Origin of the sequence: Thioalkalivibrio paradoxus ARh 1 (assembly GCF_000227685.2) — a bacterium.
GTDB lineage: Bacteria > Pseudomonadota > Gammaproteobacteria > Ectothiorhodospirales > Ectothiorhodospiraceae > Thioalkalivibrio > Thioalkalivibrio paradoxus.
Genome location: NZ_CP007029.1, coordinates 1,127,807 through 1,152,466, shown reverse-complemented (window position 1 = coordinate 1,152,466; position 24,660 = coordinate 1,127,807). Strand labels below are relative to the sequence as shown.

Below are 24,660 nucleotides of genomic sequence, written 5' to 3'. Positions count from 1 at the left end.
GACGGCGAACCCGCCCACGCAAGGAGACTCCCCTGCAACTGATGAAATCCGGACCGCTGCCGGTCCTGTCGGATCTGGAACTGATCGCCGAACGCCTCCCGGTGGCCGGAGCGCGCCTGCTGGAACTGGGTTGCGGCAGGGCCGAGACCACGCGCCGCATCGCCGAGCAGTTGCCGGTAGCGGAGATCATCGCCACCGAAGTCGATCGGGCTCAGCACGAGAAGAACCTCCGGATCAGCGACCTGCCCCGCGCCTCGTTCCGGCTGGGCGGCATCGAGGCGATCGCCGAAGCCGATGACTCGGTCGACGCGGTGATCATGCTGAAGTCGTTGCATCACGTTCCGCAACCAAGACTGCGCCAGGGCCTCGCGGAGATCCACCGCGTGCTGAGACCCGGCGGCATCGCCTATTTCTCGGAACCTGTTTATGCCGGTGAATTCAATGATATTCTAAAACTTTTTCATGATGAACGTGATGTTCGAATCGCGGCTTTCGAGGCATTGCAGACCGCCGTCGACGAAGGCCTGTTCATCCTGGAGGACGAGATCTTCTTCGATAGCATCAGCCGGTTCCAGGGGTTCGAGGAGTTCGAAGACCGCGTCCTCGGCGCGACCCACACCGAATTCGCGATCGACGAAGTGCTGTATGCGACCATCCGCGACCGGTTCATGCAGCACGCGGGCGAGGATGGCGTCGCCGAGTTCCGCAACCCGAATCGGGCCGACCTGCTGCGCAAGCCCTGAGCGGTCGTCGCGGCACGCGCTCTTTGTTGGCTCGTTCGAGCCCCCGAAGACGCTGCGCTTTTCCGCCCTACGGATCGCCCGGGACACGAGACAGGCCGTGACTTTCACGCTAACTGTCATGACCAGCGGCCACCCCCCGATGATGAAAGACGCGTAGGGCGGAAAAGGCCGAAGGCCGTCATCCGCCATCCGGCGCCCGGATTGCCGCAGGCGCCGGGGAGGCCCGAATGCCGAGCGGCGGATGACGCTGCGCTCTTCCGCCCTACGGGTTGCCCGGGACACGAGACAGGCCGTGAGTTTCACGCTAACAGCCTATGTCACGCAGCAGTGCCTCCCAGGCACGGTGTTCACGCCGGGGCTTGAACCGCGGCCGGCACGCGGCGCAGGCCCGTTCCAGCATTTGGAGGAACTGCTTGTCCGACTCCGCGCGCAGCAATAGTGCGCGCAGCGCCCCGGTGTCGGCCACCGGGTAGTAGCCGGGATGATCGTCTCCCAGCAGCCCGACAGACCCGGCGATGCGCGAAGCGATCACCGGCAGGCCTGCCATCACCGCTTCCGAGATCACGTTCGCCCCGCCCTCCATGCGCGAGGGCAACACCAGCAGCTGGGACCGGGCGAACACCCGCCGCAAGCGATAATGCGGTACCTCCCCGTGCCAGCGGTAGCGCGGGTTGGCGGCCATCTCGGCACGGGCCGCGTCGGCCCAGTCGGGGCTGTGTGCGCCGCCGTAATGGTCGACGCGCAGGCGGCTGGCGGTGGGCAGCCCGCGCAGCGCCAGGGCCGGGCGCAGCGGATCCTTCTCCTCGCGCAGGTGCCCGGCCACGCAGACGCGAAACCCACGCCGGTACGGATCGCGCGGCAGTCCCGGCGGAGCCGACTGGTAAATGACCCGCAGCTTGCCGATCTGCTCGGGCGGCAGCACGTCCCCGATCCGGTCGTGCAGCCCGACCAGGCGGTCGGCCAGCTCCAGCGAGCGCAGCGTCGGCTCCGGGTGGCTGTGGATGAAGCGGTAGGCGTCGGTCCCGGTCAGAGCCACCACCAGCGGGCGAGAAGGATGCCGATCGGCGAAACCCGCGATCCAATCCGCGCTGCGCCATGCGTGCAGGGCCACCATCAGGTCCGCCGCCTCCCCCCGGTAGGTTCGCGCGACCCGCACGCGGTGCCCAAGCCCTCGCAGGATCCGGGCCCAGCGTGCCGCGGTCGTCCAGTTCCCTCCCCGGGACGGCGACGGAGACGGCGTGATCAAGTGTATTCGCATCTGGGACGCATGATGCGCGATATTTCGGCGTACCGGAACGTGCGCGCCGACTCTACAATGCTGGCCATCGGCAACGATACCCCGTAGGTTGTGCCGACGCAGGAAACACGACAGCGACCCCTCGGGCCGTGCCCAACCGTCGCGCCCTTCGACCGAACCCCACGAGATATGCGATGGACCTGCCCGACCCACAGCAACTGATCGCGCAGATCAAAGACGCCCGGGCCCGGACGCTGACGCTGATCCGCGGCCTGGACGACCGGCAGCTGATGGGCCCGCGACTGCCGGTCGTGAACCCCCTGCGGTGGGAAATCGGCCATGCCGCCTATTTTCACGAGTATTGGGTACTGCGCCACCACTTCGGAGAGGCTCCCACGCGGCCGGACGTCGACCGGCTGTTCGATTCGATCCGCATTGCGCACGACAGCCGCTGGGATCTGCCATTGCCCACACTCGATGACACCCTCGCCTACATGGACGACGTGCAGCGGAGGGTCTGTACCCACCTCGAGCAGGGCGGCACCGAGCCCCGGCGCGACTACCTGGTGCAGTACGCGGTGTTCCACGAGGACATGCACACCGAGGCTTTCACCTACACCCGCCAGACGTTGGCCTACCCGCCACCGGAGATCGGACGCCCGCGCGATCGCGCGTGGACCGCCGGGGGACTCGCCGGCGACGCCGAGATACCGGGCGGGCTGTTCCAGCTCGGCGCATCCCCGGACGGCGCGTTCGCGTTCGACAACGAGAAATGGGCGCACCCGATGGAGGTGGCGCCGTTCCGCATTGCCCGCGCGGCGGTCAGCAATGCCGAGTTCGCCGCCTTCGTCGAGGATGGCGGATACCGCAGGCGCGAGTACTGGGACGAGGACGGCTGGCGCTGGCGCGAGGCGACGGGCCTCGAGCATCCGGTCTACTGGCGGCCAGGCAGCGACGGTTGGGAACGGCGACGCTTCGACCGCTGGGAGCCGCTGCCCCCCGATGCCGCGGTGATCCACGTCAGCTGGTACGAAGCGAGGGCCTGGTGCCGCTGGGCGGGCCGGCGGCTGCCGACGGAACTCGAGTGGGAGGTCGCGGCTGCCGGCGAACCGGCTGCAAACGGCACGCAGCTGGCTCCGGTAAAGCGGCGGTACCCCTGGGGCGAGGCTGCACCCGATCCTTCGAGAGCGAACCTGGACGGCGGCGCGCTGGATACGCTCGACGTGGGCGCGCTGCCTGCTGGCGACAGCGCCTTCGGTTGTCGCCAGATGCTCGGAAACGCCTGGGAATGGACCGACACCGTCTTCGCGCCCTACCCCGGCTTCACCCCGGATATGTACCAGGACTATTCGCAGCCGCTGTTCGGCCAGACCCGGGTGCTGCGCGGAGGCGCCTGGGCGACCCGATCGAGGCTGATCCGCAATACCTGGCGCAACTACTATGGTCCGGAGCGCAACGACGTGTTCGCCGGGTTCCGGACCTGTGCGGCCGATCGCTGACCGTTCCGCAAAACCGTCCCGTCCTGCCGCGAACGAGGAGAACCGCCAGGTGCCGACGCCACGGATCCAGTATCACGACCTCCATCCCACGCCCGCCGATTTCGCCGCCGAGGTGCTGGCCGGGCTGCGGCAGAAACCGCGCTGCATTCCGCCGAAGTTCTTCTACGACGCCGAGGGTTCGCACCTGTTCGACGCAATCACCCGGCTGCCCGAGTATTACCCGACCCGGACCGAGATGGGCATCCTGCAAACCTATGCCCCCGAGATCGCCGCGCGCGTCGGGACCGGCGCACTGCTGGTCGAGCCTGGCGGGGCCACTCCAGCGAAAGCCCGCCTGCTGTTCGATGGGCTGCAGCCCTGCGCCTACGTGCCGATGGACATCTCCCGGGATCATCTGTGGGTCGCGGCCGAACAGGTCGCGGCCGAGTATCCCTGGCTCGAGGTCCACGCGGCGTGTACCGACTTCACGCGCCTGCTCGAGCTGCCGCCGAACACCCCTACCGGGGTCCGGGTCGCGTTTTTCCCGGGTTCGAGCATCGGCAACTTCACCCCCGACGACGCAGTTGCGTTTCTGACCACCGTGGCTGAACTGGTGGGCCCGGGCGGATACCTGCTGATCGGCGTCGACCTGAAGAAGGATCCGGAGCGGCTCGAGGCCGCCTACGACGACGCCGACGGCGTGACCGCGGCATTCAACCTGAACCTGCTGCGACGGATCAACCGGGAACTCGGGGCAGACTTCGACCTGCAGGCCTGGCGACACCAGGTTCGTTACAACGCGGAACACGGACGCGTCGAGATGCACCTGGCCAGCGTCCGGCCGCAGGCCGTGCAGCTGGCCGGGGAGCGCTTCGAGTTCGACGCCGGCGAGACCATTCACACCGAGAATTCCTACAAATACCGCGTCGACGAGTTCCAGGCGCTGGCCTGTCGAGCCGGGTTCCGGCCCGACGCGGTCTGGCTCGATCCCGACGCGCTGTTCAGCGTGCAACTCCTCGCGGTGGAGGGTTCCTGATGCAGACTTCGTCCGCCCCCGTCGCGAAAGATCTGGTGCTCGTCGGCGGTGGCCACTCGCATGTCGCGGTGCTGCGCCGCTTCGGCATGCGGCCGCTGCCCGGCCTGCGCCTGACGCTGATCACTCGGGACATCCACACGCCCTATTCCGGCATGCTCCCGGGCTACGTCGCCGGCCACTACGACTTCGACGAGTGCCACATCGACCTCGGGCCGCTGGCCCGCTTCGCCGGCGCCCGGCTCTACCACGGCGAGGTGGAAGCGCTGGACCTGGAACAGCGCAGCGTCCGGGTCGCCGGTCGGCCTCCGGTCGCCTTCGACCTGCTGTCGATCAACACGGGCTCCCGGCCGGGCACGATGCAGGTGCCCGGCGCCGCGGAACACACGCTGCCGGTGAAGCCGATCGATCGGTTCCTCGAAGGCTGGGAGCGCCTGATCGATCGTGTCGCCGCGAGCCAGGGCCGGTTCCGCGTTGCGGTGGTCGGTGGTGGCGCAGGCGGCGTCGAGCTTGCCCTCGCGACCCGGTACCGGCTGCGCCGCCTATTGGCCGAGCACGGCGACGACCCGAACCGCCTGGAATACCTGCTGCTGACCCAGGGCCCCGAGATCCTGCCGACGCACAGCCCGGGTGTGCGCCGCCGTTTCCAGCGGGTGCTCGGCGAGCGCGGCATCCGCGTGCTCACCGGGCACACCGTGGTCGAGGTCCGCGAGGGAACGGTGCGGGCGGACGGTCGACCGGAGGTGAACGCCGACGCGGTGCTGTGGGTGACCTCGGCCTCTGCGCCGGCCTGGCCGCGCGAGTCCGGGCTGGCGGTCGACGCGGCCGGCTTCATCCGGGTCGACGATCGGCTGCAGTCGCTGTCGCATCCCGGCGTGTTCGCCGCCGGCGATGTCGCCACGCTGCCCGATCCCCGCCCGAAGTCGGGCGTCTTCGCGGTCCGTCAGGGGCCGGTCCTGACCGACAACCTGCGCCGTGCCGCCACCGGACGGCCGCTGCGTCCCTACCGCGCGCAGCGTCGTTTCCTCGGGCTGATCAGCACCGGCGACCGTTACGCGGTAGCGTCGCGCGGCGCCTGGTCGATGGAAGGGGCATGGCTCTGGCGACTGAAAGACCGGATCGACCGTCGCTTCATGGAGCGCTATAACAACCTTCCACAAATGGATGAAACAAAAGGCCCTGAACTGGCCTCGGGTGTCGCGGACGAACAGGCCATCCGGGAACTCTCGACGCTGGCGATGCGCTGCGGCGGCTGTGGGGCGAAAGTCGGCAGCACCGTGCTGACCCGGGTGATGCAGCGCCTGCCGGTGACCCGTCGAGACGACGTCGTCCTCGGCATCGACGCACCGGACGACGCAACCGTACTCTCGGTGCCGGAGGGTCGGTTGCTGGTGCAGAGTGTCGACTACTTCCGGGCGTTCATCGACGACAGCTACACCTTCGGCCGGATTGCGGCCAACCACGCCCTCGGCGACCTGTTCGCGATGGGCGCCGAGGCGCAGTCGGCGCTGGCGATCGCAACCGTGCCCTACGGGCGCGAACGCGTGGTCGAGGAGGCGCTGTACGAACTGCTGGCCGGCGCACTGGCGGTGCTCGAACCGGCCGGAGCGGTCCTCGCCGGCGGGCATTCCAGCGAGGGCGCAGAACTCGCCTTCGGCCTGACGGTGAACGGACTGGTCGACCCGGATGCGATCTGGCGCAAGGGCGGGCTGCAGGCCGGCGACGCGTTGGTGCTGACGAAACCGCTGGGCACCGGCACGCTGTTCGCGGCCGACATGCGCGGCAAGGCCAAGGGCCGCTGGATCAGCGATGCGATCGCGTCGATGTGCGTCAGCAACCAGCAGGCGGGAGACTGCCTGCGGCGCTTCGGCGCCACCGCCTGCACCGACGTGACCGGGTTCGGGCTGCTCGGTCACCTGCTGGAGATGACCCGCGCCTCCAACGTCGACGCGGTGCTGGAGGTCGGCGCTGTGCCGCTGCTGGACGGGGCCGGCGAGACCGTGGCCGCCGGCATCGTGTCGTCGCTGCAGCCGCAGAACCTGCGCCTGCGGCGCGGCGTCGCCGACCTGGAACGGGCGGCGAAGCACCCGCATTTTCCGCTGCTGTTCGACCCGCAGACCGCCGGCGGCCTGCTCGCCGGCGTGCCGGCCGAGCGCGCTGCCGCCTGTGTCGACGAACTGCGCCGCCTGGGCTACCCGGCCGCCGCGGTGATCGGCGCCATCGAGGCGCGCGGCTCGGTCGCCGAGCCGGTGCGCATCGCGCTCTGAACGACCATGGTTCGTCCTCCCGGTCCACTGCCGAGACGCGGCGCGCTCAGCAACCGTAACGGGCAGCTGTCGCTGATCTAGGACGCAGCCCAGTCGCGGAAGCCGGTGTGCGTCCGGCTCGGGAGTTCAGTCCACGACGCGGGCGACCACGCCGTCGGCCACGAGCACCCGCCGCAGTTTGCCGTTGGCATAAAGCAGCTCCAGACCCGCCCCGGACCGGGCGGGGTCGCGGTTCACGCGGTTGGGGCTACCCCAGGCGATCACCGCGTACTCCCAGGGATCCCCGACCCGGAAAGCCCCGTTCAACACCCGGTCGACCTCGCGCTCGCTGAGCTGCAGGCGTTCCATCAGCGCGGGCTTGTTGCGCTCGCGCCAGGCCAGCGCCCGCTGATACAGCTCGGTCGTATAGGCCGGCCCGAGCCGCTGCTCCATCAGTGGCGACGTTACCGGCCCCCGACCCAGCACCGCCGGATGCACCGCACCGCTGCGCGTTGCGGGTCGCGACGTCAGCGTGTGCAAAAAGGCCTGCGCGCGGGCATAGTTCTCGACCGCATTCTCCGGGGACACCGGGTCGTCGATCTGACTCCAGATGCGCTCGACCATCGCTCGCTCCAGCTCGTTGACCCGCTCGAATTCGAACGGCGACGGCCCCGGATCGGGCGGCATCGGCTTCGCACAGGCAAAGGACGCAGCGACCAACAGCACAACGGCGACGACTCGGTGCACGATCAACGATCTCCTTCCAGCGGGGCAGCGGAATGCGGGCCGGGTACCGGGCGTCGGACGCCAAGCACCCTGGAGCGAGTCTAGACGCATACCGGCGCGCGGAAATGCGACCTGCGGCACATTGCGCCGCAATCATCGGCCGACCCGACCCGGGAACGCGGCTCAGCCCCCCGCCGAAATCCGCCTCACCGCGTGTTCCGCTCGCGCAGGATGCCGAGCGCGTTCACGAACCGGAACGCATGAATTTCCCGCGCGACCGCATCGAAATCGGCACCAAGCCCGGCCCGCAGCTCGGTTTCCTGACGCTCCAGCAGTTCCAGCGCCGCAGTGTCGGCCGCCTCCAGCAGCACTGCGAGTTCATCGACCGACGCCCGCGCGCGGTGTTCGGGAACGGACGTTCCCTGCTCGAGCGCCCCGGTTTCCTGGATCTTCGTAGTCTCGTCCAGCGCGCCCGCAAGATCCGCAAGGACGTGGCTCAGCGATTCGATCTCGGCGTGCAGCGCTTCAGGCGCGGCGGGGGCGGAATCGAGCGCACGCTCGATGCGCCCGCAGGCATCGGACACGGACTTCGCTCCCAGGGTGGCCGCTGCCCCCTTGAGACCGTGGACGATCGCACGCGCGTCCTGCCTGCGTTCATCGGCAACGGCCGCGGCGGCCTGCCTGGCGTCGTCCGCGTGGCGCTCGACCAGTTCGCGCAGCAGCACGACATACTTCGCCGCGTCGCCGCCGAGTGCCGCGACGCCCCGCACGGCATCGAGCCAGGGGAGCCGCTCGCCCAGCTGCTCGAGCACCGGCCCGGCCGCGGGTTCGGCGTCTGGTTTCCCGGCACGCGGTTCCCGGCTCTTCCCGACCGTGCCCGCGCCATGCGATGTCGGCGGGCGCCGTTCCAGCCAGTCGAGCAACGTGGCATAGAGATCCTCCGGATCGACCGGCTTGGGGAGGAAGCCGTCCATCCCGGCCTGCTCGCAGGCCTTGCGATCCTCCTCAAAGGCGTTCGCGGTCATCGCGAGGATCGGTTGCCTCTTCCAGCCCGGCAGCGCGCGGATCAGCCGCGCCGCTTCCAGGCCATCCATCTGCGGCATCTGCAAGTCCATCAACACGAGGTCGTACACCTGCTCCTGTGCCTTGTGCACCGCCTCGCGCCCGTCGTCCGCGGTGTCGACCGCGAACCCCACCGCGTGCAACAGCTCGAGCGCGACCTCCCGGTTGATCGGGTTGTCCTCGGCCAGCAGCACGCGCGCGCCCGCGTACCGGGCGCGCAGGTCGGCATCGGCATCGGCACGAACGGCCTGTCTCACCTCCGGTACCGCACCGCGCCCGCGCTGCAGGCGCACGGTGAACCAGAAGCGGCTGCCGGTTCCCGGCTCGCTGTCGGCACCGACTTCGCCTCCCATCATCTCGGCCAGACGGCGCACGATGGACAGCCCGAGACCGGTACCGCCCCGTGCGCGATCCCCCGCGTTCGCGATCTGCGCGAAGTCCTCGTGGAAAAGACGTTGCAACTCGCCTTCCGGCACCCCGATGCCGGTGTCGACGACCTCGAAACGCACCTGCAGGCCCTGTTCGTTCTCGCCGAGCAATTCGGCACGCAGCGTGATCGAGCCCGCTTCGGTGAACTTGACCGCATTACCGGCGTAGTTCAACAACGCCTGGCGCAGCCGGGTCGGATCGCCCCGCAGCCAGACCGGCACGGCATCGGGGTCGATTTCGATCGCAAGGCCCTTCTCCCGCGCCGGATCGCCGATGATCGACGCCACGTTGTCCAGGATTGCCGATAGGTGGAAATCGGTCGTTTCGAGTTCCAACCGGCCGGCCTCGATCTTCGACAAGTCGAGGATGTCGTTGATGATCGACAACAGATGGCGGCCCGCGTTGTCGATCCGATCCAGCCGGGCAACCTGTTCAGGGCGCACCCCATCGCGGCGCAGCAGGTGCGTGAGGCCGACGATCGCGTTCAATGGCGTGCGGATCTCGTGGCTCATGTTGGCCAGAAACGCGCTCTTGGCACGATTCGCGGCCTCGGCCTGCTCGCGCGCGTCGCGAAGCTCCGCGGTGCGCCGCTCGACCATTTCCTCCAGGTGATGGCGGTGGCGGTCGAGTTCCCGGGCGACGCGTTTCTTCTCGGTGATGTCCTCCTTGACCGCCACGTAATGGGTGATGCGCCCATCCGGCTGGCGTAACGGTGCGATGATCGCGAACTCGGTGTACTCGCTGCCGTCCTTGCGCTGGTTCACGAACTCGCCCTTCCAGACCTCGCCGCGGGTCACGGTGGACCACAGCGCCTCGTAGGTCGACTCCGGCGTCTTGCCCGAATGCAGGATGCGCGGATTCTCGCCGACCACTTCGTCGCGCCGGTACCCGGTCACGCGCTCGAAGGCTTCGTTCACGTATTCGATCTCGGCATCGAGGTTTGCGATCACGATGCTGTCCGGGCTCTGCTCGACCGCCTGCGCCAGCTTGCGCAGCTGCTGCTCGGACTCCTTCAAGGATGTGACATCCATCACCACCCCGTCCCAGATCAACCGGCCGTCGGGGGCACGGGTCGGTCGGGTGCGGTTGCGCAGCCAGCGCACCCGACCGTCGGCAACGCGGAATCTTATCTCGCAGCTCATGTCGCTCAGCGTTTCGCGGCTGTGGTCCTGCGCGGCCTGCCACTGCAGCCGGTCCTCGGGCAGCATCTGCCGCACGATCTGCTCGGCGTCCTCGAGCGCCGATTCGATCGTAACGCCGTGCACCGATTCGAAGTTCGCACTCAGAAACAGGAATCGGGGTCGGTCCCCGTCGAACGTGTAGCGGTAGATATAACTGTCGGGGAGGTTGTCGCTGATCGCGCGCAGCCGCGCCTCGCTTTCGCGCAATACGTCCTGCACGACCTGCGCGACCGCCATTCGGCGCCGCTGCAGCGACAGGTACAGCGCGGACGCCAGGACGACGTAGAACAGGAGCCCGGCCACGACCACCCAGACCAGATTCGCGGCCACCGAGGCCCAGTGCGCGCTGCGGTCCATGCTGGCCAGCAAGTGCCAGTCGGTGTTTGCGATCGCGCGCCCGGCACCGAACGCCGGCTCGCCGCGGTGATCGATTCCTTCGACCCAGGCGGGACGCTCCACCGGTTCGCGGGCAAGCTGGACCGCCAATACGGTGTCGTCGGCCAATGGAATCCGCCGAAGCGGAACACTCGGATCCTCGTCAGTGACAGCCAGCAACACGACCGCGTCGCCGTCCCGGCGTACCAGTACCACGTTGCCCCGGATGTTCGGGAGCGGCCATTCGAGCAGGCCCTTCGGGAGGTAGTCGGCGCCCCCGGTGTGCAGCACCACGATCGGCGAATCCGGCCCCTCGACCGGCAGCGTCGCAATGAAGTCCAGGTGCAATTCACCGGTCCGATCGAGGTACGGGCCGACGAAGCCGGTCTGGCCCGACCGGGCAACTTCCAGGATCCGCTCCGATACCCGATCCGGCGGCGCGAAATCGGTAGCGTCCGAGTCCTGTTCCCACAGCAGATCGCCATCCGGGGCCAGCAGGCGCACGGATGTGAACCGCCCGGCCTCCGCAAACTGCGTCAGACGCAGGAACAACCGGTCGCGGGCGGCCTCGTCACCCTCCTCCTGCCAGTTCCGGTACAGATTCGCCTGCGGGAAGCTCGTTGCGTGCAGGCCGGCACTGAGCAGGCGCTCGGTCAGCCAAGCCTCCAGTTGCTGCGCCTTCAGTTCGACCACGGTACCGGCATCCTGGCGCAGGCGCTCTGTCTGCTCGTGATAGAGGTGCAACACGATGCCCGCGGTCACCGCCAGGGTCACCAGCGCTGCCAGCACCAGCGGCAGCCGCAGATCCCGATCGGGCAGCCGCACCCGCCCCAGCGCCGGCGACGCGGCACGCGGACGGGACAACAACAGGAACAGCAGCACCGCGGTCACCGCGACGAACAGCCAGCCCTTCAGCGTCGCCGCCAGCGCGTCCTCCCCTGGCGCGCCCAGCCAGATCGCCAGCACCTGGTCCGACAGCAGGATCCACAGGCCCGCGCCCACCGCATAGATCAGCGCGATGCGCAGCGCCCACCAGGGGTCGCCGTGGGTGTCCCTCGGCGGCAGGCGTCCGTCCGCCACCTGAGGATTGCAGCGCGGCTCCGCCTGATTCGAGCTGGGCTCGGGCGCAGCCATCGGGGATCAAACGCGCGGAGCGACCGCGAGCAATGGATTGGCGATGGCCTCTCCCGGATCCCGGTAACGCAGCGCGATGTTGCAGAAGGTATCGAAGCCGTCGAGGAAGGCCGCAGCGACATCGGGGTCGAAATGAGTCCCGGAACCCTCGGCAATGATCCTGCGCGCCTCGTCAAAGGGTAATGCGGGCTTGTATGGTCGCGGCGAGATCAGTGCATCGAACACGTCGGCGACGGCCATGATTCGGGCCGAGACCGGGATCGCATCACCGGCCAGTCCGTCCGGGTAGCCGCTGCCGTCCCATTTTTCGTGATGCCAGCGCGCGATCTGCTGCGCCGCCGACAGGAAGTCGATCGGCAACCCGACATCGCGCTGTGCATGCTCGATGGCATCGCTTCCCAGCGCCGCATGGGTCTGCATGATCGCCCATTCGCTGGGCGTCAGCGGGCCGGGTTTCAACAGGATGTGATCGGGGATCCCGACCTTGCCGATGTCATGCAAAGGCGCAGAGCGGGTCAGCAGATCGATGTAATGATCGGTGAGGGTCGCGGCGAAACGCGGATGGAACTGGAGACGGCTCGCGAGATGCTGCACGTAGCTCTGCGTGCGCAGGATATGGTTTCCGGTTTCCGGATCCCGGGTTTCGGCCAGATGGGCAAGCGCCCGGATCGCGACCAACTGGGTTGTGTCGTTCTCGCGCATGCGGCGCGCAACCTCGGCCTCGAGCACGGCGTTCTGGTCCAGCAGCCCGTCCCGGGCACGCTTTGCCTCGAGCTGGGTACGCACACGCGCCAGAACCACCGCCGGCTTGATCGGCTTGGTCAGATAGTCGCTGGCGCCGGCCCGGAGCCCACGCTCCTCTTCGCCAGGGTCGGCCAGAGCGGTCAGGAACAACACCGGGATATCGCTGGTAGCCGAGTCACCGCGCAAGCACGCAAGCACGCTGTAGCCGTCCATCTCCGGCATCATCACGTCGAGCAGGATCAGGTCGGGCCGGGTCGGACCCCGCACGAGCTTCAGCGCCTCCTCGCCGCGAGTCGCCGCCAGCACCCGGTACTCGGGCCGCAGCAGCGCGCCGAGCACCGCGAGATTCTCGGGGACATCGTCAACGATCAGCACAGTCGCCCGGGAATCGGACCGCATAACTTCGCTCCACCATAGCGCGCGCGAACGCAATGTGAACTGTGTCACATTATTCACAGTATCCGTGCGGATTTCAGGGTCCGTCAAGTGGGTAGGCGCCCTCAGGCACTGGGATCCATGGGTTCCGGCCCCTGGTCCGCGTTCCAGGCGCAGGGCGCAGCGGAACCCGGCACTGGCCTTGGAAAACGGGGCCAATAGCTGCCGAAAAACTGGAGCACCGGGTCACGGGATTCCGGCGCGCGCGCCAGCGGCTGAAACCGTCTCGCCGAGCAGACCGCGCAGTTCCGGGATGCAGGATCCGCAGCCGGTTCCCGCACCCAGGGTGTCGGCCAATTCCGCTTGCGTGGACAGCCCGCTCTCGCGGATCGCTTGGCGAATGCGTTCTTCGCCCACACCATGGCAGGCACAGACCAGACGTCCCTGCGCCGGGGCGGCCGTCTCCGGGTGGCCCGACAGCAGGCCGATTCGCGCCCGGTCGTCGAGCACCGCCTGGCCGAAGAGCTGACCCAGTGCCTCGCGCGGCGGCAGCCGCGCCGGGTCCGGTCCGATGAACAGCACGGCCATCAAACGCCCGCTCTGGATCCGTGCCGCGCGGAACACGCCGGCCCCTTGATCGGAGAATTCCAGACGATCGCCCGCGGAACCGAGGATCCGGTCGGCCCAGAGGACCCAGTCCGGCACCGCTGTCGTTCCGGCCAGTTCGTAGCGGAAAAAACCGAAGCCGCGTGATTCAGCTCGGTACGGCAGTTCCGGTAGGGTCCGACGTTCGCGCGACAGCAGGAATCCCACCCAGTCCGCGGCGAGCGGCCGCAGGTCGACTGGTATCGCCTTGAACGCCGGCTGCCCCGAGATCGGATCGGTCGACGCGGGCACCAGCGCGTTGACCCGTGCAGCCGGCGCCTGGGGCGCGCTCCAATGCATCGGCACGAACACGGAGCCGGGCGGCTGCGCCGCGGTGACCCGGGCCCGCAGCAGCGCGACCTGCCCGCCGGTTCCGGACAGGCGTGCGAGCTGCCCGTCGCCGATCCCATGGGCCGCGGCATCCGTCGGGTGAATCTCGACGAAGGGCTCCGGCCGGTGTGCGCTGAGCCGTGCCGACAGCGCGGTGCGCGTCATGCTGTGCCAGTGATCCCGAATGCGGCCGGTGTTCATGCGCAGCGGGAAAGCCGCGCCGATGGCCAGACTCGGCCCCTGGGGCACGACCGGTATCAGCCGCGCGCGGCCTCCGGCATGGAAGAAACGACCGTCCGAAAAGAACCGGCCGGTACCGGGCCGGCCGGCACGGTCCGGCTCGCTTGGCGCCGATCCGATTGCCGGGGCCGCGGCTGCACGCGCCGCAAACACCGGCCATTGCACCGGCGCCAGTGAGTCGTAGCCGGCGTCGCCCAGCCCTGCCAGCGCGCCGATGTCGAATGCGCGTTCCCCGTGGTTCTCGAACGCCGACAGGCGGGCGTGTTCGCGAAAGATTTCCACCGGCCGGGTGTAGGGGAAAGCCGAGCCGAAGCCCATCCGACGCGCGACCTCGCAGACGATCCACCAGTCCGGCCGCGCCTGCCCGGCCGGCGGCAGGAACGCTCGCTGGCGCGAGATGCACCGCTCCGAGTTGGTGACCGTGCCGTCCTTCTCGCCCCAGGCCGACGCGGGCAGCCGCACGTCGGCGAGCCGCGTCGTCTCGGTGTCGGCCACGCAGTCGGACACGACCACCAGCGGGCAGCGGCGCAGCGCATCGGAGACCCGTTCGGCGTCGGGCAGACTGAACGCCGGGTTGGTGCCCATGATCCAGACCGCCTTCACCCGCCCGCTTTCGATTGCCTGGAACAGCTCGACGGCTTTCAGGCCCGGTCGTGCCGCCAGTCGGGGCGCCCGCCAGAAACGCCGCAGCCGATCGTGCGCGCCCGGATCGTCGAAGCCCATGTGCGCGGCGAGCTGGTTCGCGAGCCCGCCGACCTCGCGCCCGCCCATCGCGTTCGGCTGTCCGGTCACCGAGAACGGCGCCTGTGCGGGTTGGCCGATGCGACCCGTCGCGAGGTGCACATTCAGGATCGCGTTGGCCTTGTCGGTGCCGCTGTCGGACTGGTTGATCCCCTGTGAGAACAGTGTGACGGTCCGTTCGGTCTGCGCGAACCAGCGGAAGAACTGCGCCACGTCGGCCTCGGGCAGCCCGCAGGCGGAGGCGACGCGCGGCACCGAGCCGGCGGTGTCCCGCGCCGCGCGCAGCGTCGCGGCGAAGCCGTCCACATGGTCCTCGAGGAACTGCAGGTCGAGCCGATCCTCGCGGTAGAGGTGGTGCAACAGGCCGTTGAACAGCCAGCCGTCGGTACCCGGCGCCAGCGCGAGGTGCAGATCGGCGGCCTCGGCGGTGGCAGTGCGGCGGGGATCGATCACCACCACGCGCAGCTGCGGGCGCCGTTCGCGGGCGGCCTGCAGGCGCTGGAACAGCACCGGGTGCGTCCAGGCAAGGTTCGACCCCGCGAGAACCACCAGATCGGCGAGTTCCAGATCCTCGTAGTTGCCCGGAACGGCATCGGCGCCGAACGCGCGCAGATGGGCGGCGACCGCGCTCGACATGCACAGCCGGGAATTGGTGTCGATGTTCGCGGCACCGATGAAGCCCTTCATCAGCTTGTTCGCGACATAGTAGTCCTCGGTCAGCAACTGCCCGGAGACATAGAACGCGACCGCCTCCGGACCGTCCGAGTCGATCACGTCGAGAAAACCGCGCGCGACATGATCGAGCGCCTCGTCCCAGGACACTGCCCGATCCCCGATGCGCGGCTCGAGCAGCCGGGTTTCCCGGCCCAGGGTCTCGGCCAGCGCCGCGCCCTTCGAGCAGAGCCGGCCGCGGTTCGCCGGGTGCTCGGGGTCGCCCGAGACGAGCACCGGTGGCGCGGACGGCTCGCAGTCGCCCGCTTCCGTCGTGCCGGGTGTGGGCTGCACGACGACCCCGCAGCCCACCCCGCAGTACGGGCAGGTGCTGCGGGTCATCGGGCTTTCCGGCCGCGGGCTCATACCGCCTCCCGCCGCGCCGCGGTCGAGGCCTGCGTCCCCGCCTCGGCTGCCTCCTCTGGATCCGCCGCGGCCGCGTGGACCGGGGCAGAGACGACCGGGTCGAGATCCAGCCAGACCTGCCCCTGGTCGACCCGCACCCGGTAGGCACCGGTGCAGCCGGTGTCGGGGCCGGTCGCGGATCCCGAGGCCAGATCGATCACCCAGTTGTGCAGCGGGCAGGTCACCCGCTCGCCGTGCACAATGCCCTGCGACAGCGGCCCGCCCTTGTGCGGGCAACGGTCGGCCAGCGCGAATACCGTGTCGGCCGCGGTGCGGAACACCGCGATGTCGCCGTTCGGTCCTGCGACCACCCGCGCACCGAGCCGCGGAATCGTCTCCAAAGCGCCCAGTTTCACCCAGTTCATGCCGACACCTCCTCGTGGCGTTCTGCGATCGGCGTGAGCGGCTGGAACTCCTGCGCCGCATGCCCCGCGGCCCGCTTGGCCCAGGGGTCCACCTGCGCCGGGCCCTGGGACTCCAGAAAGCGCCGGTGCAGCCGCGCGCGGTTGTCCGCGTCCTCGACGATCGCCTGCTGCACGTGGGTCAGCCCCACCCGCTCGATCCACGGCGCGGTGCGCTCCAGGTAACGCGCTTCCTCGCGGTAGAGCTGCATGAACGCGCCGGTCATCTCGAGCACCTCGGCCTCGGTCGCGACCTTGCAGAGGAAGTCGGTGACCCGCACCTTCACACCGCCATTGCCGCCGACATGGATCTCGTAGCCCGAGTCGACACAGACGACGCCGAGATCCTTGATCGTCGCTTCCGCGCAGTTGCGCGGGCAGCCCGAGACGCCCATCTTGAACTTGTGCGGGGTCCAGGATCCCCAGGTCAGTTTCTCCATCTGGATCCCGAGACCGGTCGAATCCTGGGTGCCGAAGCGGCACCACTCGGAACCGACGCAGGTCTTCACCGTGCGCAAGGCCTTGCCGTAGGCATGCCCGGACACGAAACCCGCCGCACCGAGGTCGCGCCACATCGCCGGAAGATCCTCCTTCTTCACGCCGAGCAGGTCGATGCGCTGACCGCCGGTGAACTTGACCGTCGGCACCCGGTACTTCTCCGCGACGGCAGCGATCGCGCGCAACTCGGTCGGCGTGGTCACCCCGCCCCAGATGCGCGGCACCACCGAGTAGGTCCCGTCCTTCTGGATGTTGCCGTGCGCGCGTTCGTTGATGAACCGCGACTGGGCATCGTCTCGGTACTCGCCTGGCCACGCGGCGAGCAGGTAGTAGTTCAGCGCGGGGCGGCAGACGTGACAGCCGTCCGGGGTTTTCCAGTCGAGCGCCTCGAACACCGCTGCCATCGTCTTCAGACCCTGCGCGGTGATCGCGGCCCGGACCTCGTCGTGGCTGTGTTCGGTGCAGGCGCAGACGGGCTTCTTCGCCGGTGTCTGCGAATAGTCGCCACCGAGCGTGGTCGCGAGCAGCGACTCGACCAGGCCAGTGCAGGAGCCGCAGGAACTCGACGCCTTGGTATGCGCGCGCACGTCGTCGAGCGTGAACAGCTTCTTTTCGGTGATCGCCTGCACGATCGCGCCCTTGCAGACGCCGTTGCAGCCGCAGATCTCGGCGGCGTCCGGCAATGCCGCGACCCGGGTCTTGTCGTCGCCGTGCCCGGAATCGCCGAGGTGCGCCTGCCCGAACAGCAGGCCGTCGCGCAGATCGTTGACCGGCGTGCCCTCGCGCAGCAGCTGGAAATACCAGGAGCCGTCGATCGTGTCGCCGTAAAGCACCGCGCCGCGCACCACGCCGTCGCGCAGCACCAGCTTCTTGTACACGCCGCGTGCCGCGTCCTGGAACACGAGATCCTCGCTGTGCTCGTCCCCGAGGAAGTCCCCGGCCGAGAACAGGTCGATGCCGGTGACCTTCAGCCGGGTCGCGGTCACCGAGCCTTCGTAGCGCGCGATGCCGTACTCGGCGAGGTGGTTCGCGCAGACCTTCGCCTGCTCCCACAATGGCGCCACCAGCCCGTAGCACTGCCCACGGTGCTGCACGCACTCCCCGACCGCGTACACGACCGGATCGTAGGTCTGCAGGGTGTCGTTCACCACCACGCCGCGCTCGCAGTGGATCCCGGAGGCCTTCGCCAGCTCGACGTTGGGCCGGATGCCGACCGCCATCACCACCAGGTCGGCCGGGACCTCGGTGCCGTCGCGGAAGCGCACGCCGGTGACCCGCCCGTCGCCCAGAATCGCCTCGGTCTGCGCCGCGAGGCGGAACTGCAGGCCCTTCGCCTCCAGCGAGCGCTGCAGCAGCGCCGCCGCCGGCGGATCGAGCTGGCGCTCCATCAAGGTGTCCATCAGATGCACCACGGTGACCTCCATGCCCTGGCGCAGCAGGCCGTTCGCGGCCTCGAGCCCAAGCAGTCCGCCGCCGATCACCACCGCGCGGCGGTGCGAGCGGCTCGCGGCAAGCATCGCATCGACGTCCTGCAGGTCGCGGAAGCTGACCACGCCCGGCAGATCGTGCCCCGGCACCGGGATCACGAACGGCGTCGATCCGGTCGCGAGCAGCAGGCGGTCATAGGGTTCGCGGGTGCCGTCTTCCGCGACCACCTCGCGGCGGCCGCGGTGGATGTGCGCGACCCGACGGCCCTTGTGCAGCCGGATGCCGCGCTCGGCGTACCAGCCGTCGTCATTCAGCAGGATCTCGTCGACGGTCTTCTCGCCCGCGAGCACCGGCGAGAGCAGGATGCGGTTGTAGTTGCCATGCGGCTCGGCGCCGAACACGGTGATCTCGTACATGTCCGGTTTCAGCTTCAGCAGTTCCTCGACGGTGCGCATGCCGGCCATGCCGTTGCCGACCAGCACCAGCCGTGGTTTTTGTCCGGTTCGGGTCAGCATCACGCGGCCTCCTGGGGCTGGCGGTGGCGTTCGTACAGGAAACGCAGCACTTCGGCCCGGTAGTGGTTGTATTCGGGGGAATCGGCCATCTCCAGGCGCCGGCGCGGGCGCGGCAGGTCGATCTTCAGGATCTCGCCGATGGTCGCGGCGGGGCCGTTGGTCATCATCACGATGCGGTCCGACAGCAGCACCGCCTCGTCGACGTCGTGGGTGACCATCAGCACGGTGTTGCCGAGCTCCATCTGAATGCGCATCGCCTCGTCCTGCAGGTGCGCCCGGGTCAGCGCGTCGAGCGCGCCGAAGGGCTCGTCGAGCAGCAGCACCTTGGGTTCCATCGCCAGCGCGCGGGCGATCCCGACCCGCTGCTTCATGCCGCCCGAGATCTCGTCCGGGCGCTTGTCGAGCGCGTGCGACATGTGAACCATTTCGAGATGGCGCAGCGTCCATTCACGCCGCTGCGCCCGCGACTTGCTGCGGCCGAAGGTCTTGTCCACAGCGAGGGCGACGTTCTCGTAGACGGTCAGCCAGGGCAGCAGCGAGTGGTTCTGGAACACGACGCTGCGGTCCGGGCCGGGGGCGCTGACCTCGCGGCCGTCCAGGATCACCGCGCCAAGGCTGGCGTCGATCAGCCCGGCGACGATGTTCAATACCGTCGACTTGCCGCAACCGGAATGGCCGATGATTGCGATGAACTCGCCCCGGTCGACGCCGAGATCGATTCCGCGCAGCACCTCGGTGCCGCTGGCGCCGGTGCCGAAGGTCTTGTGCACACCTTCGAGCGAAAGGTAGTGGTGACTCATGCTGTCCTCCTAGCTGACCTGTGTGCCGCGGGTGACCCAGCGGCCGGTGATGGCGACGATGCGGTCCAGTGCGAAGCCGACCAGCCCGACGTAGACGAGGGCGAGCACGATGTCGCTGATCATCGACGAGTTCCAGGCATCCCAGATGAAGAAGCCGATGCCGACTCCGCCGATCAGCATCTCGGCCGCAACGATCGCGAGCCAGGCGAGCCCGATGCCGATGCGCAGCCCGGAAAACACATAGGGAGCCGCCGCGGGCAGCATGATCCGCGTGAAGTACTCGAAGCCGTTCAGGCGCAGCACCCGGGCCACGTTCACGTAGTCCTGCGAGATGTTGCGGATGCCGACCGAGGTGTTGATGATGATCGGCCAGATCGCGGTGATGAAAATCACGAAGATGGCCGACGGATTGCTGTCCTGGAATGCCGCCAGCGACAACGGCAGCCAGGCCAGCGGCGGCACGGTGCGCAGGATCTGGAACAGCGGGTCCAGCCCCCGCATCGCCCAGGTCGACTGCCCGACCAGCACGCCGAGCGCGACGCCAACGATCACCGCGAGCAGGTAGCCGTAGGCGACCCGTTCGAGGCTGGCAAGCAGTTGCCAGCCGAGGCCGACGTCGTTGCCGCCGTGGTCGTAAAAGGGCTGCACAATCAGATCCCAGGTATCGGATACGACCTGCGATGGCGAGGGAAGCGACGCGCCAGGGCTGCTGGTGGCCATCTCCCAGAGCACCAGGAACACCGCGGCGACCACCAGCGGCGGGACCAGGACGGTTCCGATTCGGCGCAAACGGCTGGCGATGACGCCGACGACCGCACGGTGCAGTTTCGGCTGGGCCGGACTCTCCGGCGGTGCCGCGGCAGATGCTTCGGCCCGCGGCCTCCGGTCCACAGAGGGCGAGGCGAACCAGGCCCGGTTACGATCGAGAATGGCATTCATTGCAGGCTCCTGTGGTCAGACGTAGGCGGGCACCGGACTTGAGCCGGCGAGACGCTTCAGCGCCAGGCTGTCGAGGTAGGCCTGCGGGTTGTCCGGATCGAACACCTTGCCGTCGAAGAGGGTCTCGATCCCGCGCGACGTGGATTCCGGGATGTCGGCCGTGTCGACGCCGAGCGTCCCGGCGGCTTCCCGCCAGAGATCCTCGCGGTTCACGCGCGCGATCAGCGTGCGGGTGTCGAGATCCGGTGGCAGATACCCCCAGCGGATGTTCTCGGTCAGGAACCAGAGGTCGTGGCTCTGGAACGGATACGACGCATGGTCCCGCCAGTAGCGCATCTGTGCGGGGTGGTTTTCGACCACGCGGCCGGTGCCGTAGTCGAAGTTTCCCTGCATCCGATCGACGATGTCGTCGAAGGGCGCGTGAATCCAGCGGCGGCGCGAGCAGATGCGCGCGACCTCCTCCCGGTTCTGCGGCTCTTCGCAGTACATCTGTGCCTCCATGATCGCCATGGTCAGCGCCAGCGCCGCATTGGGGTTGGCATCGACGTAGTCGGCACGCAGCGCGAAGGCTTTTTCCGGATGGTTGTGCCAGAGCTCCCCGGTAATGTTCGCGGTGTATCCAATGCCCTGGTTGATCAGCTGCATGTTCCACGGCTCGCAGACACAGAAGGTGTCCATGCTGCCGACCCGCATGTTCGCGACCATCTGCGGTGGCGGCACCACGATCGTGGCGATGTCACGATTCGGATCGATTCCGGCGGCTGCGAGCCAATATCGGATCCACAGGTCGTGGGTACCGCCGGGGAAGGTCATAGCGGCGCGCACCGGGCTGCCTCCCGAAGCCTTTGCGGCCAGTGCCTCCTTGAAGCCACTCGCGTCCGTGCCAACCTCGAGGTCGGCATACTCTCTTCCAACCGAGATGCACTGCCCCGACAGGTTCAGCCGCGCGAGGATGTACATCGGCACCGGCTGATTGTTGGGCGTGACCGCTCCGGTGCTGATCAGATAGGGCATCGGGGTCAGAATGTGCGCGCCGTCGATGCCGTTGCGGCGCGACCCGAGCACGAGGTTGTCGCGGGTCGTGCCCCAGGACGCCTGCTTCAGCACCTCGACATCGGTCATCCCGTGCTTCCTGAAAAAGCCCTTCTCGACCGCGACGAACAGCGGCGCGGCGTCGGTCAATGCGATGAAGCCGAGCTTGGCCGCTCGGGTCTCCGGCTTGCCGCCGGCGCTGGCCAGCACCCGCCCGGCCGTGGCCGGTCCCAGCATCGCGGCACCGGCTGCCGCAGCCATGCCACCGAGGAACCGGCGCCTTGTGATGCCGCCATTCGAATTGCCCTTGTTGCCCATGCTGCTCTCCCCAATCGATGTTTCGAATGCCCAAAAAAAACGGCGTCTACCGGGGCCGCCGCGATGCGGACGGGCCGGTGGACGCCGTTGTCCTGGGTGAACAAGAGAGACCGCCGTTGGCCTCTCGCAAGAGCATCAAGCAAGGGTGGTGCCAACGACCGCACCGGCCTTCTGGCAACACTGGTTCAGACTTGCAGAACCACGCGGAAATCGTTGATATCGAAAACCATCTAGAATCTGGCTCCGGCAACGCCTGCGGCCCGCGCTGCGCTTCGACCTCGGGATTCGGCCGTCGGGAGTGCCCGTATCACCGGAGCCATCGCACCAGATCAGTGCCTTGCTGCGGATCCGTTGCCTGCGGGTGGTGCGCAGAACCAGTGTGCGGGTCGAATGGGCTTTGGGCTTTGGGCTTTGGGCTTTGGGCTTTGGCCATTGGTGCCACCACGCCCCGCGGTTCGTTCGCTCAGGATGCGAGCATATCCGCCATCGCCACCGTGGCTTCCGCGACCTCGGCAAGCCGCCGGTTCTGGTTCATCGCCGTCTGGCGCAGCAGATGGTAGGCCTGCTCCTCGGACAGGTTGCGGTGCTTCATCAGCAGAGACTTCGCCCGCTCGATCAGCTTGCGCTCGGCCAGCGCCTCGCGCGCTGCCGTCAGCTCGTCCGCGATCGCGTGCAACTGCCGTGACTGGACATGCACCAGGTCCATCAACGAGGTCTGCAGCAGGCCACCGTTGCCCTCCAGCCGCTGGCGTTCCAGCTCGATCAACCGTGCCGCACCCGCCTCGCCTACGACCGGCAGCGGCCTGCCGAGGATCACCGCCGACGGCTGTTCCCGCCCGCGGGAATCGGCTTCCCCACCGCCCATCAACGCGGTCGCATCCGCCAGAACCGCGCGCACTTCCGAAAGCCGGCGCTCGCAGAGGCCGCGCAAATGGGCCTCCAGTTGCTCCTCTACCCCCCACAACGCGTCGATGCGATGGGTCGCCTGGGCGAACCAGAGTTCGGCGAGGTCCAGCGATCCTTCGAGCAGTCCATCGCGGGGGCCGGTACAAGCGATCCGGCGCAGCCGTTCCAGTTCGGCCGTATGGGGCACGGTCTGGCATTCCTGCCAGAGGCGCAGCGAATCCTCGTCGCAGAACTCGGTGAAGATCCGGAAGCAGCGCTCCTGGGCATCGATGCGGTGCACCAGCGATTGGCGCAGCGTCTCGTCGCCCCAGCCGCGGCTGAACCCTGCCACGCCGATCGCGCGCTCCTGGCCCGAAAGTTCTTTCCCCTGCATCAGGTTGAACAACGCAACCAGTGCTCGGGACACCTCCGGATCCACGGCCGTGTCGGCCGCCTCGAACACCACCCCCAGCAGGTGGCCGAGCAGTTCGGTGAACCGCTCGATCACCTCGGGCGCGTCGACATCCTGCCGCAGGATCGCAGCACGCAACTCGGGAAGCCGGGAAAGCCCGTCCACCGCCAGCGCGATGCCGCCGAGCAGACGGCTACACTGCAAGCCGCGGGATCCCGGGCTCAGCCAGGCGGCCAGATGTTCGAGAAACTCGGCCTGCGCGTGTTCCGCATCCTGGCGGTATTGGTGCAACCGCTCGCCGTAACGTCGGCCCGACGACCCCAGGTACAGGTTCGACGCCCCACGCTCGCGCTGCAGGCCGTGCGCCAGCGAACGCACCACCGCCACCAGATGCACCGCCTGCGCGAGTTGCTCCAGCGCCGCCACCTCGCAGCGCCGTGCGGCAACCAAGAGATCCAGCACGCTCCGTTCCGCCGTGTCCATTCCGCGTATTCCTCCCCAGCCGCACGGATCGTGCCGTGCCCGATCGAAGCCTTGCCCCCACCCGGCCATGCACGATTCATACCGAACAAGCCATCGCCAGCGACTCGCAGGACACAGTGCTGCGCGACGGCAACGGTCTCCTTGGAAGGGGTGTACCGCGGAAGACGGATGCCGGTGGGTGTACCACCCGCCACGCCCTGAACGATCTCCGGTAGTGGCGGCGTTCTCTGTCTCGACACCGGAGCCCACTGCAGACGGCTTCGCCGCCAGCGCCATCGGCGTGTGCCGTCTCAGCCCAACATGCCCTTGAGGTCCTTGAGCATCAGGAACAGGTGATACGGATCGGTCGGGCTGGGCTCGAATTCCCATGACTCGTACCAGCGCCGCGCCGCTTCGTCCTTGGCATGCACCAGCAGGCAGCGAATGCCGGCGATGTCGGCAGCCTGCGTCGTGCGCAGCAGCGCATCCTTGAGCAATGCCTGGCCCAGACCCAGGCGCTGATGTTCCCTGTCCACCGCGAGCCGGGCCAGGATCATGACCGGCACCGGGTGTCGCGCCAACCCCTTCATCACCCTCGACGGCGCGGCTTCCGGATCGACGCTTCCAACCGCGAGGCTGTAGAAGCCGACCACCAGGTCACCTTGGCAGCAGACGTAGGTCTGCGCGCTGTTGGCCTTCTGGTTGACGAGTGCATAGCGCTGCAAGAACTGGTTCAGCGCTGACTGGCCGCAGTCGAATGCATCGACGTGATCCGTGGCAGCAAGCTTGCGAACGGGTGTGTAGGACGACGCGATGGCCTCGCCGGTCAACCCAGCATCCCAGGCTCACGTAGCAGCCTCGATAGGCGCGGCTTGCTTTGCACCGGACGATCGAGTGCCTCTTGGAACGCCTGCCACTGCGCATCACTCAGCACGAACTGGCGACGATCCGCCAGGGTCTGCGCGGCAGCCGTCACGCCCGCGTCGAGCAGGAACTCGCTGACATTCTTGTGGCTGACGCGCGCTGCTTCCTGCAGCAGTAGCTTGACGGGCGCGCTGGCGCGCACGTCGATGCGTTCGGTCTTGGAGAGATTCCGGGTACTCATGCGCTGCCCCATCCGGACTTTGGATGCCTT

At 68.2% G+C, this 24,660-nt stretch carries 17 protein-coding genes; 4 read left to right on the top strand and 13 right to left on the bottom strand.

The annotated features are described in order from the left end of the window. Window positions 1-41 precede the first annotated feature (41 nt). On the top strand, window positions 42-743 hold the full coding sequence (locus THITH_RS05255; RefSeq protein ID WP_006748749.1) for a class I SAM-dependent methyltransferase: 702 nt from the start codon (window positions 42-44) through the stop codon (window positions 741-743). 304 nt (window positions 744-1,047) lie between these two features. On the opposite strand, the gene senB is transcribed toward THITH_RS05255, so the two are convergent. Then, a complete protein-coding gene (gene senB / locus THITH_RS05250; protein WP_006748750.1) occupies window positions 1,048-2,001 on the bottom strand; it encodes a selenoneine biosynthesis selenosugar synthase SenB in 954 nt (317 codons plus the stop codon). Between the two features lie 173 nt (window positions 2,002-2,174). Between senB and senA the strand changes: the two genes are divergently transcribed. Genes senA through selD form a run of 3 tightly spaced genes read left to right on the top strand, consistent with a single transcriptional unit; the run spans window position 2,175 to window position 6,758 of the window. Continuing rightward, window positions 2,175-3,479, top strand: a complete 1,305-nt coding sequence (gene senA, locus THITH_RS05245; protein WP_006748751.1) for a selenoneine synthase SenA — start codon at window positions 2,175-2,177, stop codon at window positions 3,477-3,479. Between the two features lie 49 nt (window positions 3,480-3,528). Beyond that, on the top strand, window positions 3,529-4,494 hold the full coding sequence (egtD, locus tag THITH_RS05240; protein WP_006748752.1) for an L-histidine N(alpha)-methyltransferase: 966 nt from the start codon (window positions 3,529-3,531) through the stop codon (window positions 4,492-4,494). Then, window positions 4,494-6,758, top strand: a complete 2,265-nt coding sequence (gene selD / locus THITH_RS05235; protein ID WP_006748753.1) for a selenide, water dikinase SelD — start codon at window positions 4,494-4,496, stop codon at window positions 6,756-6,758. The genes egtD and selD overlap by 1 nt, the downstream gene beginning before the upstream one ends. A 126-nt stretch (window positions 6,759-6,884) precedes the next feature. On the opposite strand, the gene THITH_RS05230 is transcribed toward selD, so the two are convergent. From THITH_RS05230 to THITH_RS05175, 12 genes are all read right to left on the bottom strand, one after another. After that, window positions 6,885-7,490 carry a hypothetical protein gene (locus THITH_RS05230; RefSeq protein WP_025367299.1) on the bottom strand — a complete coding sequence of 202 codons (606 nt, stop codon included), beginning with the start codon at window positions 7,488-7,490 and terminating at the stop codon, window positions 6,885-6,887. Window positions 7,491-7,669: 179 nt separating this feature from the next. Next, entirely contained in the window at window positions 7,670-11,644 is a 3,975-nt protein-coding gene (locus tag THITH_RS05225; protein ID WP_006748755.1) for a PAS domain S-box protein, read from the bottom strand. Between the two features lie 6 nt (window positions 11,645-11,650). Beyond that, on the bottom strand, window positions 11,651-12,787 hold the full coding sequence (locus THITH_RS05220) for a response regulator (RefSeq protein WP_006748756.1): 1,137 nt from the start codon (window positions 12,785-12,787) through the stop codon (window positions 11,651-11,653). A 222-nt stretch (window positions 12,788-13,009) separates the two neighbouring features. Beyond that, complete coding sequence (locus THITH_RS05215; protein WP_006748757.1) at window positions 13,010-15,796, bottom strand: nitrate reductase; 2,787 nt, start codon at window positions 15,794-15,796, stop codon at window positions 13,010-13,012. Next, window positions 15,793-16,200 carry a nitrite reductase small subunit NirD gene (nirD, locus tag THITH_RS05210; protein WP_006748758.1) on the bottom strand — a complete coding sequence of 136 codons (408 nt, stop codon included), beginning with the start codon at window positions 16,198-16,200 and terminating at the stop codon, window positions 15,793-15,795. The genes THITH_RS05215 and nirD overlap by 4 nt, the downstream gene beginning before the upstream one ends. Continuing rightward, a complete protein-coding gene (gene nirB, locus THITH_RS05205) occupies window positions 16,197-18,677 on the bottom strand; it encodes a nitrite reductase large subunit NirB (RefSeq protein ID WP_006748759.1) in 2,481 nt (826 codons plus the stop codon). Before nirB ends, nirD begins: the two co-directional genes overlap by 4 nt. Beyond that, window positions 18,677-19,477, bottom strand: a complete 801-nt coding sequence (locus THITH_RS05200) for an ABC transporter ATP-binding protein (RefSeq protein ID WP_006748760.1) — start codon at window positions 19,475-19,477, stop codon at window positions 18,677-18,679. Before THITH_RS05200 ends, nirB begins: the two co-directional genes overlap by 1 nt. A gap of 9 nt (window positions 19,478-19,486) precedes the next feature. Continuing rightward, window positions 19,487-20,416, bottom strand: coding sequence for a nitrate ABC transporter permease (gene ntrB / locus THITH_RS05195; protein WP_006748761.1), 930 nt, complete (start codon window positions 20,414-20,416; stop codon window positions 19,487-19,489). A gap of 15 nt (window positions 20,417-20,431) precedes the next feature. After that, complete coding sequence (locus tag THITH_RS05190; RefSeq protein ID WP_006748762.1) at window positions 20,432-21,766, bottom strand: CmpA/NrtA family ABC transporter substrate-binding protein; 1,335 nt, start codon at window positions 21,764-21,766, stop codon at window positions 20,432-20,434. A gap of 463 nt (window positions 21,767-22,229) precedes the next feature. Beyond that, window positions 22,230-23,546: a nitrate regulatory protein gene (locus tag THITH_RS05185; protein WP_006748763.1), complete on the bottom strand. Its 1,317-nt coding sequence runs from the start codon at window positions 23,544-23,546 to the stop codon at window positions 22,230-22,232. 290 nt (window positions 23,547-23,836) lie between these two features. After that, window positions 23,837-24,355, bottom strand: coding sequence for a GNAT family N-acetyltransferase (locus THITH_RS05180; RefSeq protein WP_006748764.1), 519 nt, complete (start codon window positions 24,353-24,355; stop codon window positions 23,837-23,839). Then, window positions 24,352-24,630 (bottom strand): type II toxin-antitoxin system TacA family antitoxin, encoded by a 279-nt coding sequence (locus THITH_RS05175; RefSeq protein WP_006748765.1) that lies wholly within the window; start codon window positions 24,628-24,630, stop codon window positions 24,352-24,354. The genes THITH_RS05180 and THITH_RS05175 overlap by 4 nt, the downstream gene beginning before the upstream one ends. Window positions 24,631-24,660: the final 30 nt, after the last annotated feature.

Excerpts from the sequence above, each read along its gene's own strand:
- THITH_RS05255 (WP_006748749.1), top strand. The coding sequence starts at position 42 with ATGAAATCCGGACCGCTGCCGGTCCTGTCGGATCTGGAACTGATCGCC.
- senB (WP_006748750.1), bottom strand. The coding sequence starts at position 2,001 with ATGCGAATACACTTGATCACGCCGTCTCCGTCGCCGTCCCGGGGAGGG.
- senA (WP_006748751.1), top strand. The coding sequence starts at position 2,175 with ATGGACCTGCCCGACCCACAGCAACTGATCGCGCAGATCAAAGACGCC.
- selD (WP_006748753.1), top strand. The coding sequence starts at position 4,494 with ATGCAGACTTCGTCCGCCCCCGTCGCGAAAGATCTGGTGCTCGTCGGC.
- THITH_RS05225 (WP_006748755.1), bottom strand. The coding sequence starts at position 11,644 with ATGGCTGCGCCCGAGCCCAGCTCGAATCAGGCGGAGCCGCGCTGCAAT.
- THITH_RS05220 (WP_006748756.1), bottom strand. The coding sequence starts at position 12,787 with ATGCGGTCCGATTCCCGGGCGACTGTGCTGATCGTTGACGATGTCCCC.
- THITH_RS05215 (WP_006748757.1), bottom strand. The coding sequence starts at position 15,796 with ATGAGCCCGCGGCCGGAAAGCCCGATGACCCGCAGCACCTGCCCGTAC.
- nirD (WP_006748758.1), bottom strand. The coding sequence starts at position 16,200 with ATGAACTGGGTGAAACTGGGCGCTTTGGAGACGATTCCGCGGCTCGGT.
- nirB (WP_006748759.1), bottom strand. The coding sequence starts at position 18,677 with ATGCTGACCCGAACCGGACAAAAACCACGGCTGGTGCTGGTCGGCAAC.
- THITH_RS05200 (WP_006748760.1), bottom strand. The coding sequence starts at position 19,477 with ATGAGTCACCACTACCTTTCGCTCGAAGGTGTGCACAAGACCTTCGGC.
- ntrB (WP_006748761.1), bottom strand. The coding sequence starts at position 20,416 with ATGAATGCCATTCTCGATCGTAACCGGGCCTGGTTCGCCTCGCCCTCT.
- THITH_RS05190 (WP_006748762.1), bottom strand. The coding sequence starts at position 21,766 with ATGGGCAACAAGGGCAATTCGAATGGCGGCATCACAAGGCGCCGGTTC.
- THITH_RS05185 (WP_006748763.1), bottom strand. The coding sequence starts at position 23,546 with ATGGACACGGCGGAACGGAGCGTGCTGGATCTCTTGGTTGCCGCACGG.
- THITH_RS05175 (WP_006748765.1), bottom strand. The coding sequence starts at position 24,630 with ATGAGTACCCGGAATCTCTCCAAGACCGAACGCATCGACGTGCGCGCC.